We start from the raw sequence: 9,975 nt of genomic DNA on the forward strand, positions 1-9,975 counted from the left end.
CATTATGTGTTCTTCAAAAGGGAAATTCGGTATATTATATTTTTCATTACTTCGGAAATTTCTTGAAGTAATATTATTTTTTCTCTGCTACGAATGAAATCTCAGTCTTTTGCATATTTTCAGCATACATGTTAACCTGTTCCCAGCTATTTTTAGCTGTCCTCAGATCTGCCTTTATAAGGTTAAGCTTGTCTGGGTTAATTCTGTCAACATTGTTATTCAGTGATTTATATTTTGTCCCCATTGTCACCCACTTATACTTTATATTTTCAAGGGCAGTAATAGCTGCATCAATTGTTCCTGTTAAATTATTAGTATTATTTTTCAAGATCGTTAACTGAGCTACCTGTTGTTTTGCAATGGAAATATTTTCTGTTAGCTTTTTAATCTCTTCTTGTGCTGCGTTTATCTGCTGCTTCGATGTAATAACTCCGTATATCCCGCCTCCTAATGCACCTGCACCAATAGGCGCAAAGACAACTGTAGCAGTTAAGTATGCACCGAGAGCAGTTGCAACCGACGATCCAATATAAACTTTGTTATTCTCATCAATTAATGTTTGATTTGTTTCAATTTGTTTCTGCATCAATGGAATTCCAGCATCTTGACCAGATAAAATAACTGCGATTTTGTCAGCATCAGTTTTTAAATTTTGTGTATCCAGTTCTAATTTGCCGCGAAAGGCCTTCAAATCTTGCACTAACTTGTCAACTGCATCTTTATTCTCTGAAATACTATCATCTAAACTTGTAAGAACAGCTTTTAGTGTTTCTTTGTCTTTATTATCTACAGCTTCTACCAAAACATCATAATAATTTTGAAATTGTGTATTATAATTGATAATATTTTGATTCGTCTGGATTATTTGCGGTTTCAAACCATCTAACCATTGCTTTGCATTATTTCTAGAAGCATCGTGGTTGCCCTTAATGCTTGTTTGTAAATCATTGTTAATTACAGTTAAACCATCAAAATTAACATTTGCTTGTTTAACAACAGTTAAAGCATACAGGTCCATTACCAACATATTGGATCCAGTTTTCTCTATCGCATCTTTAAGTCCTTCTGGTCCAAGTGAATACTCAGGGTAGTTATTTTCTGCATCTGCATAAATAGGTGCTGGTTTTGTTGTATTTTCCGCTGCCGAGGCAAATGATGGCGTAATACTACCTGCTGCGATTGTTGCTATTAATGTAGATAAAGCCATTACTTTATAAGGTTTTTTCATTATATTCTTCTCTCCTTATATTATATTGTTAAGAATTATTAGTCTTCATTTTACTATTTTCCTTCTGTTACTTTTATGTTTGTAACACTATTTTCATATTCCTTTGTTTGTTTATTCAATTCATCCGTAAACGCTTTGAGTTCTTTTAATTGTGCCTGTAATGCACGAGAATCTATTTTAGCATCAGTACTAAGACTTCTCTTCATTTGAATCATTGTTTCATTAAAGATGTTCAAACTACTTAATAGATTGTCAAAACTCTGAATTTGCTTTTTAACTACTCTTGTAAAGTTATTTAACTGCAGATCAATAAGTGTCATTTGAGTTGCTTGCACTTCAATTTTCGATAAATTTTGTAGCAATAGAATTTTTTGTTGTTGCTTCTGACGAATATCATTATTCAGTTTTGTTACTTCATCATTTTGAAGTTGTCCAACTTGGTTATAAATCAGTTCCAAATTATTCGTGTCTAAAGTATGATCCTTACCTGCGTCTTTCCAAATATCAATAAGCGTCTTTCCAATATTTATAGAACCTTGTACATTTTCTTTTGGTAGAGCTAGTAGTTTTGTAAAATCATCTTGAATGTTTTCATCAAGTTGTTTAATTTGCGCTCTGAATTTTTCAATGTCTCCTCCTGAACTCTTATAAAGTTCAATCGCTCTGCTAACTTTACTAGAAAAACTCTTACTATCTTCAACCAATTCATTTTTATAATTGTTTAAGTCTACTGAAGCTTCCTTCATATCATACTGAAGTGCTTGCATTTGTTCTTGAAGTGCATTAAAAGTACTTACGAAGTCTTCTTTTGCTTGCGAATCGTCATTCATTTTTTCAGCTAGTTCAACCAATATATCATAATAATTTGTAAATCTTGTCCCAAAATCCTGCAGGTCTTGATTTACATTGAATAGTTTTGGATTATATTTATCCAGCCAGTCTTTAACATGGTTTCTTGCAGTACGTTGATCACTTGTTATTCCAGGTATAGCATTTACTTCAAGGTCTGGTTGCTTTAATATGATTAGCCCGTATCCTTGAATTAATGGCGTCTGTGATCCTAATGTCCTAATCGAATCTGATATCCTATTCATAGCAAGTTGATTTTGACTATTTGTTAATTGTGAATAAGTTGTTTTACTTTCTGCAAAAGTATTTACAGGTGAGAAGCAACTTGTAGATACTGCAGTAATTAATAACCCTGCGACTAACGTCTTTTTCATGGTAATTCCTCCCATTAATTGGTGTTTGGTGATAAAATAGTTGGACTAAATTTTAAAGGTTTCATTTTTATTTATATGAAATCTAACCTCGCAACTATTTATGCTTTGATTAGCTTTCAAATGAATAGTATGATATTCATTTGAAAGCTGGAGCTGCTTTACTTGCAGGAAGACCAGATAGATTGAGTCGTTGCTCCTATCATTAATCCTGCCATGACTTTTTGATAGCGATTTCATAATATCACTACAAGATTACAAAAAATGAAATTATACTTGTACATTGCTTATACCTTTACCTCGGAATAAAATAAGATCATTTTTGCTATGTAGAGACTTAGAATGCTATTTTTTATAAATGTGATACTTTTGTGGTTCTAGATTGTTTCTAAACTTAATTGACTGAGTATTGAGAAAATTAATACGACATAATGTTACTTGCAACTTCACTGCACTTTTATTTGTATAATTTTCTCCTTTCTTAGTGGTCGTACCAATTACACCTTTATTAAAACATTAAATTTTTGATGCGTAAATAGTAGAATTTTGTCGAATAAATCCAAAAATTCTACTATTAAGCATTAGTTCAACTGGCAATATTATCCTGATAAAATTACTATTTAATCCTATTTATATTCAATCTTATTTAATTAATTATAATTATTATAAGTTAATATATACATTAAAAAGATAGTTAATTTAGCTCATAAGAAAAAATGCAATGCGATTGAATTATATTAAAATAATTTAATCGCATCCTGCATACTCATTACCTTTATTTGTATATGTATAATTGCATGATTATATAAGGACTTAAATAAGATGTATTCTTATAAATAACTAGCTGTAGAGAAAGAAAAATTTTTATTTATGGTCTACTTAAAATCCTTAAGTTGATGGATGTGTGGCGATCCCCCATCGCTATCAAGCTGACAAAATAAAGTACCCTCTAAAATGAAAAATAACTATTGTATTTAAACGAATATTAGTGTAATAAATATATATATAGGAATATTGACAAAATTCGACGTTTTTCGTAAATATTAGAGCTAGATGAAAGGATTGATTAGTATGAGCAAAAGAAAGAATCGTAGGTTGCATGTCTCCCAAGGCAAGATGGACGGTAAATGGTCGGATTTTAAACCACAATATGTACTCAAGCACAGATGGGGTTAATTATCAAAAAGTAACTTCTGGAACATGGGAAAATAGTACGATACAAGAACTTGCAACATTTAATCCCATAGCTGCTAAATATGTAAAATTAGTAGTGCTAAATGGAGTAAATGGACTTACTTCAGTAGCTGAAGTGAATGTTTTTGGGTATTAATATTTTAAATTCTACACATGTGAATAAGAACGTTATCAAAGGACGGATTTTCAAACTTTGCAACAAAACCATTTTATATAAGGGGGGCTTATTTTGAAAAGAACTTTATCTTTAGTATTAACTATGTCACTTGTTTCAGGGAGCTTTGTTACGATTCCTTATACGAAAGTTTCAGCTGAAACGATGTCGTTGACTCAAGAAACATTGAAACAAAAGACTGATCAGGCAATCGCAAATGGTAATTTTGAAGATCATTTGAGTTATCTTACAACATATTTAAATGAAAAGGTTGGGGAACTCACTGAAGCGAATTTGAAAAGCAGGCTCACAAACCCAGTATTTGCAGCAGCTTTGGCTCAGTGGCAATTTATATCACAAACAGGTGCAGTAGCTTTGGATACATTCGCTAAAAAAGATGCGGCTCATCAGAGCTTTCTTAACTGGGTTATGAAAAATACAGGGGCAATGAATACGTTTCTTGAAGGCGGCAGTCCAACTGCAAAGAATTCAGTAAATGCACTTGAGATATGGAATAAAATCTGGAATACAGATGCAGATTCTCACGAAGGATTGTATTTAAAATTAGCGATAGCTACATCGTTAGCTCATGCTGAACCTATAAAATATTGGACAAATAATAAACCTATTGATCCATTAACGAGGTACCAATATTATAAAACAGCAGATCAAAATAATGAGTTACTCCCAGTCTTTAGAACATATGATGTTTGGCATTTAAGATTAGTAGTGAATACTTGGTCACCAGAAGAAGATTTAACTTGGGCAAGAAACATGATTAATACGGAACATCCAGAACTTAAAAGTCAAGATAAGATTGGAACAAGTGCATATTTGATTCAGTATGTAACAAATAACAAAGATGGAGTTAGCATTCAAGCTGGGAATGATGCATTCTACGGTGTAGGTTGGAATCTTTCTTCCATTTACAGATTTGGCGGGGTATGCGGTAATATTTCGAAGTTTGGTGTGCAAGTAAGTCAAGCCTTTGGTGTGGCCGCTATGCCTGTTACACAACCTGGGCATTGTGCACTCATATGGAATGACAAACCATCTTCTTGGAATTTAGGAAATGATATATCGGGATGGGGTGAATCGGGCCGTCATGATGTAACTGTTATTCCTTGGTCAGATAATAGCTTGGGAAATCAAGTACCTTACATCTTACAATTTGAAGATGCTGAACGTACCCCAGTAAAACTGGATAAATCAGAGCGATTACGCTGGTTAGCGAAAGCGATGAATTCAACAGATAAGAAAATTACAATTTATAAAATAGCTACTAATCTTTTACCAACTAATGTTTTAGTATGGAAAGATTACATTTCTCTTATATTACAAAATCCAAATGTAACAGATGCTGAGTGGCAAGAATTAAACAGCAGTATTATTTCTTCTTTTGCTAATGAACCAAGACCGATGATGGATCTTCTTACTCAAATTAGAAGTCATGTTCTGAACACAGATGATAGAGCAAAACTTCAACAGTATACGTTAAATATGTTAAATGTATTTAACGCAATAACGGATGTAAATCAAAAACAAGTAGTTAATAAAATTAAAGATCAAATGCCAAGTTTAGGATTAGGCCTTGCTACTTTTAGTTTTGATGGAGCAAATGCAGGAAAACTAATGGGAATTAAACCCGATACGGAATACAGTATCGATGGAGGAAAAACGTATAAAGCTGCTACAAGCAATGATATACTTCTGAGCAATGAAGAGATCTCAACAATCAATTCAACAGATGGCATTTTAACAAGAGTGATCGGAACAGAGCAGCCTTTATTAATTCCAATTGGAAAAGCTGATAAAGTCAATGTTTCTTCAAATGATGATGAGAACTTAGTTTTTGGTCTAGACGATACGATGGAATTCAGTATAGACCAAGGTTCACATTGGACAAAATATAATCCAGTTGCTCCTAATTTACCGGATTTAACAGGAAATGTTACATTAACAGTTAGAAAATTTGCTGTTGGTTCAAATCCAGCAAGTGATGCTGTTAACTTAAAGTTTACTGATACCGCTGTAGTAGGATTAATACCGCACAAAAACTTATCAGTTGCAGGTGTCTCAAGTCAGGAAGTTTCGGCTAATAATGATGCTGCAAATGCAATTGATGGAAACGGTGCAACAATGTGGCATACGTTATGGAATGGCAGTGATAAGGCTCCATACATTACCATAAAGCTTAATGAAGTTACTAGCATATCACAATTAGCTTATGTTCCAAGACAAGACAGTAACTCTAATGGTAACATAACTAGTTATAATATATACACAAGTCTAGATGGAGTTAACTTTACAAAGGTTGCTACTGGAAATTTGGAAAATAATAAACTTACAAAGAATGCAAGTTTCAATAAAGTAAATGCTCAGTATGTAAAGCTAGAAGTTGTATCAGGACACGGTGGATTTGCTTCAGCTTCAGAAATAAAATTATATAATTAGTAGTTGAAAGATGAATGGGATTGTAGCAGAAGTATTTTATACTTTCGCTACGGTCTCTTTTTGGTTCTGGTGCAAAAAATCTATCAAACTTGGATATGCTGATACTATTACTCTAAAAGGTGTGTGATAGGTATGGAAAAGAAAAATTTGTTCAAATGGAAGCACTATCAGCCTGATATTATCTTATTAACGGTAAGATGGTCTACGATATAATCTAAGTTTTCGTGATTTAGTGGAAATGATGGAGGAACGGGGTTTATCCATTTCTCATACAACGATATACGTTGGATTCATCAGTATGGCCCTGAATTGGATAAACGTATCCGGCGTTACCTCAAACAAATGACTCTCGGAGAGTCGATGAAACTACAATTTTGTTAGGAATATATACGTTTTACTGGTTTTCATCTTATCTTTGCACCAGAACCCTATTTTCTAGAATTAGGACGATTTGCATTAAAGCTTATTTTATGATATTTATAATTAATTGTACTTTTTAAACATTAGTACATATTAATTATATTAAAGTAGGTATATATCTAAGGATAAAATTATTTATTTCACCAAGTAAAGTAATATTTTATCGGAATATTCTTACCTTTATTCAAGTGAGATGGGTTATAATGCAAATTAGGTGCTGCAGTTACCTTGACATTTAAAAAATGGAGGTTATGTAGATGTCTTCAAAAAATGACCTAGATCTCAAGCTATCATCAGAATCACAGCTATCTTCTCCTATATTTAAACAGGAAGCATATGATATATATAAAGAATTGCGTGAGTTTCATCCTGTCTATCCTTTATCTTCAGGGAAAAAGAGTCAAAGTTGGTTGATTACGAGATACGAGGATGCAACCTCTTTATTGAAAGATGCTAAATTAATGAAAAACATTGAAAACGTATTCAAAAATGAAGAAGAAGTGGAAGTGCCTATTTCATTAGAGAATAGGGAACTTTTAAGAAATCATATGCTGAACTCAGATCCACCTGATCACAACCGTCTACGATCACTTGCTCAAAAGGCATTTACCCCTAAGATGATCATACAACTCGAAGACCAAATTCAATCTATTGCTGATACTTTATTGAGTAAAGTAGAACAAAATAATTTTATAAACCTTGTAAGTGATTATGCTTTCCCGCTACCTATTATGGTCATTAGTGAAATGTTGGGGGTTCCTCTTGAAGATCAGCATAAATTTAGAGTTTGGTCACAAGCAATTATTAGTACCCCACATACCTTAGAAGACATGAAGAAAAATAATCAAAAGTTAGGTGAATTCGCTGAATATATACAGTATTTAGTTAGTAAAAAGAGGGAACAACCTGCTGACGATTTAATCAGTGCACTAATAAAAGCGGAAAGTGAAGGGACGAAATTAAATGCATCAGAGTTATATTCGACAATCACGTTGCTTATTGTTGCTGGACATGAAACAACAGTAAATTTAATTACAAATATGACATTGGCCTTGCTGGAGTACCCAGCTCAGTTACAAAAACTTCGTCAAAATCCTGATTTAATCGATTCAGCAATTGAAGAGGCATTACGGTTTTACAGCCCTGTTGAATTGACGACTTTACGTTGGACAGCAGAACCTTTTACAATGCATGGACAAGATATTCAATCAAAAGATAGAATTATTATATCAGTAGCATCTTCTAATCGTGATGAAAGGATTTTCCCAGACGCGGATGTATTTGATATTACAAGAAAAAACAATCGTCATATTGCATTTGGTCATGGTAGTCACTTTTGTCTTGGCGCACCACTCGCTCGTTTAGAAGCAAAAATTGCAATTTTCACACTATTACACCATTTGCCAAATATGCAGATACAAGGTGAAAGAGAGCAAATAAAATGGAAAGAAAACTATCTAATGAGGTCATTAGAAGAATTGCCTCTAAAGTTTTAACGAATTTACGGAAAGAATTCCCCTACCTCAAGCGTGTAAAGGGCGATAGCGCAGCGGTAGGTGGAAGATGAATTTCGGTTTGGCATAGCCAAAAATTTTTCAAAAACTAGCTACTTCTCGATAACAACATAAAAATCTTTTTAATTTATACAAGATTTTATGCAAAAAAAGATGAAAAACAATATAACAAGCCCTCAGGATCCTTGCTGTATCACCAATGTATAAAATCCTGTATATCGATTTCACATAAAAAAAGGAAGAACCTAATAAAAATAATGATTCTATCAAATTATTGTTACCGCTAACGAAAATTATGTAAATGAGCTGTCCATATGGACAGCTCATTTACATAATTCTCATTATTGGAAGTTATTGCAAACCCCTCCCTATCAAAAAGAGTAGTATAGTGGTCTTAAAATAATGATGTATAAGAGATAAAGTCCAAGAAGAACGGCAGTAATCACACGTGATGTTGCCGCCAATCTTTGGCTCTCGTACAACTTATTCAAGAAAAAGAAGAACAGGACTATCCAAATCCCCTTTGAAAAAAAGTCATGCAGTATACTGAATATAGCATCAAAAACTTGTATGAAATTCATTGAGCTTCCCCTTCCGTTTTTCCTTATTATACCATTAGGTAGGAGTTATACATCGTGTGATTTTTGTTTTATATGATATACATGCTCGGTTAACATAACGTAACATTATTGGTAGCAAGGAAAAGGAGGAACCCTACTCTCTCAAAGGAACCTCCTTTTTTCGTTCTATGGACCTATGCATTTTTTTATACATTCCTATTCTGGCGCGGTTTTAGGTTTCTCGTTTGTTGTTGGATCAACCAAAAAACTGTATTAAATCTTGCATGTTCTTAGCGTGGGGTTTTTCCAAAATGCTGGCGGTACCCCTTCTAAGAGCGACAAAAAGGATGCACTCGTTATTGCGGATATGGTCAAAAACGGCTATTACTCTTTCATTCGCAATACACCTGAGGCCTTTGAAGAGCTGCGTGTTTATCTCTCAAACCGTGACTCTGTCGTGACGAGACTCGTAAGTGCTAAAAAGACAGAATACGGATGCTTCGTCTCTGCTGTTAACTGTGCAACCAATGATAAATTGGCTTACAAACAAATGATGAATAACAAAAATCGGTATGGTAAAGAAAGCGGAACTCAATGGTTTGGTTAAACGGGAGATATACCCCGAAATTCCGCCCAAAGTAGAATACTCTTTGACCGAATATGGGGAAAGCCTCATCCCGCTGATGGGTTTGTTGAATCAATGGGGAGAGGAACATCAGAAACTCATTGATCGGTCAGAACGCATCTGCTAAAACAATGAGGGAAAGCGACTGCTTTCCCTCATTATATTGATATGGACAAAACGCAGAATAAGATCATTGTTACGCGTATCTGAACCGCGCCAGTGTTCGTGAACCCCACAGGAATGTGACGATTATCGCCGCAAGAGTTGTTACAACACCGGTTATGCCCGGGACATAACTCGCATCATAGCTTGGTAAAAAAGAATAAGTCACATTCAGCATCGAGTGGATGATGATGGATGCAAAGATGCTTTTTTCCGTATTGTTATACACCCAGACGATAATGACCCTTGCTGTAACGGCGCCAAGGAACCAGGCTGCAATCCATGCCGGAGAATGATGGGCCTCGATCAACGGAATAACATGCCATATTCCCCACACGCAGCCCAAAATCAGGCCTGCCCCAAGTGCTCCCCACCGCTCCTGCATCGGCTCAATCGCATAACCCATCCACCCCAGTTCCTCAAATGTGGCGGAGATAAAAAACA

At 34.3% G+C, this 9,975-nt stretch carries 7 protein-coding genes and 3 pseudogenes; 6 read left to right on the forward strand and 4 right to left on the reverse strand.

Annotated features, from left to right (window positions below; translation table 11 throughout):
* Nucleotides 1–73 precede the first annotated feature (73 nt).
* Complete coding sequence (nheB, locus tag BAU28_RS20265; protein ID WP_071719746.1) at nucleotides 74–1,228, reverse strand: non-hemolytic enterotoxin subunit B; 1,155 nt, start codon at nucleotides 1,226–1,228, stop codon at nucleotides 74–76.
* Nucleotides 1,229–1,281: 53 nt separating this feature from the next.
* Nucleotides 1,282–2,451, reverse strand: a complete 1,170-nt coding sequence (gene nheA / locus BAU28_RS20270; RefSeq protein WP_071719747.1) for a non-hemolytic enterotoxin subunit A — start codon at nucleotides 2,449–2,451, stop codon at nucleotides 1,282–1,284.
* Nucleotides 2,452–3,542: 1,091 nt separating this feature from the next.
* Between nheA and BAU28_RS20275 the strand changes: the two are divergent.
* From BAU28_RS20275 to BAU28_RS20290, 4 genes and pseudogenes are all read left to right on the forward strand, one after another.
* A pseudogene (locus BAU28_RS20275) lies at nucleotides 3,543–3,778 on the forward strand (discoidin domain-containing protein); the annotation flags it as partial.
* A gap of 93 nt (nucleotides 3,779–3,871) precedes the next feature.
* Nucleotides 3,872–6,250, forward strand: a complete 2,379-nt coding sequence (locus BAU28_RS20280; RefSeq protein ID WP_071719749.1) for a discoidin domain-containing protein — start codon at nucleotides 3,872–3,874, stop codon at nucleotides 6,248–6,250.
* Between the two features lie 132 nt (nucleotides 6,251–6,382).
* Nucleotides 6,383–6,624, forward strand: a pseudogene (locus BAU28_RS29365) (IS6 family transposase); the annotation flags it as partial.
* Between the two features lie 303 nt (nucleotides 6,625–6,927).
* Nucleotides 6,928–8,166 carry a cytochrome P450 family protein gene (locus BAU28_RS20290; RefSeq protein WP_071719750.1) on the forward strand — a complete coding sequence of 413 codons (1,239 nt, stop codon included), beginning with the start codon at nucleotides 6,928–6,930 and terminating at the stop codon, nucleotides 8,164–8,166.
* 389 nt (nucleotides 8,167–8,555) lie between these two features.
* Here the strand turns inward: BAU28_RS20290 and BAU28_RS31460 are convergent, their stop codons facing one another.
* Complete coding sequence (locus BAU28_RS31460; RefSeq protein WP_071719751.1) at nucleotides 8,556–8,765, reverse strand: hypothetical protein; 210 nt, start codon at nucleotides 8,763–8,765, stop codon at nucleotides 8,556–8,558.
* Nucleotides 8,766–9,063: 298 nt separating this feature from the next.
* On the opposite strand from BAU28_RS31460, the pseudogene BAU28_RS20300 reads away from it, so the two are divergent.
* Nucleotides 9,064–9,222: pseudogene (locus tag BAU28_RS20300) on the forward strand (IS110 family transposase); the annotation flags it as partial.
* A gap of 94 nt (nucleotides 9,223–9,316) precedes the next feature.
* Nucleotides 9,317–9,496: a winged helix-turn-helix transcriptional regulator gene (locus tag BAU28_RS20305; protein WP_083594847.1), complete on the forward strand. Its 180-nt coding sequence runs from the start codon at nucleotides 9,317–9,319 to the stop codon at nucleotides 9,494–9,496.
* A gap of 69 nt (nucleotides 9,497–9,565) precedes the next feature.
* Here the strand turns inward: BAU28_RS20305 and BAU28_RS20310 are convergent.
* Nucleotides 9,566–9,975 (reverse strand): CPBP family intramembrane glutamic endopeptidase (locus BAU28_RS20310; RefSeq protein ID WP_131801215.1); only part of this gene is annotated, 410 nt, incomplete at its 5' end.

The sequence above is a fragment of the Bacillus paramycoides genome, from assembly GCF_001884235.1.
GTDB lineage: Bacteria > Bacillota > Bacilli > Bacillales > Bacillaceae_G > Bacillus_A > Bacillus_A paramycoides.

Bases quoted from the DNA above. Each gene is read 5' to 3' on its own strand.
- BAU28_RS20305 (WP_083594847.1), top strand. From the start codon at position 9,317: ATGGTAAAGAAAGCGGAACTCAATGGTTTGGTTAAACGGGAGATATAC.
- nheB (WP_071719746.1), bottom strand. From the start codon at position 1,228: ATGAAAAAACCTTATAAAGTAATGGCTTTATCTACATTAATAGCAACA.
- BAU28_RS20290 (WP_071719750.1), top strand. From the start codon at position 6,928: ATGTCTTCAAAAAATGACCTAGATCTCAAGCTATCATCAGAATCACAG.
- BAU28_RS31460 (WP_071719751.1), bottom strand. From the start codon at position 8,765: ATGAATTTCATACAAGTTTTTGATGCTATATTCAGTATACTGCATGAC.
- nheA (WP_071719747.1), bottom strand. From the start codon at position 2,451: ATGAAAAAGACGTTAGTCGCAGGGTTATTAATTACTGCAGTATCTACA.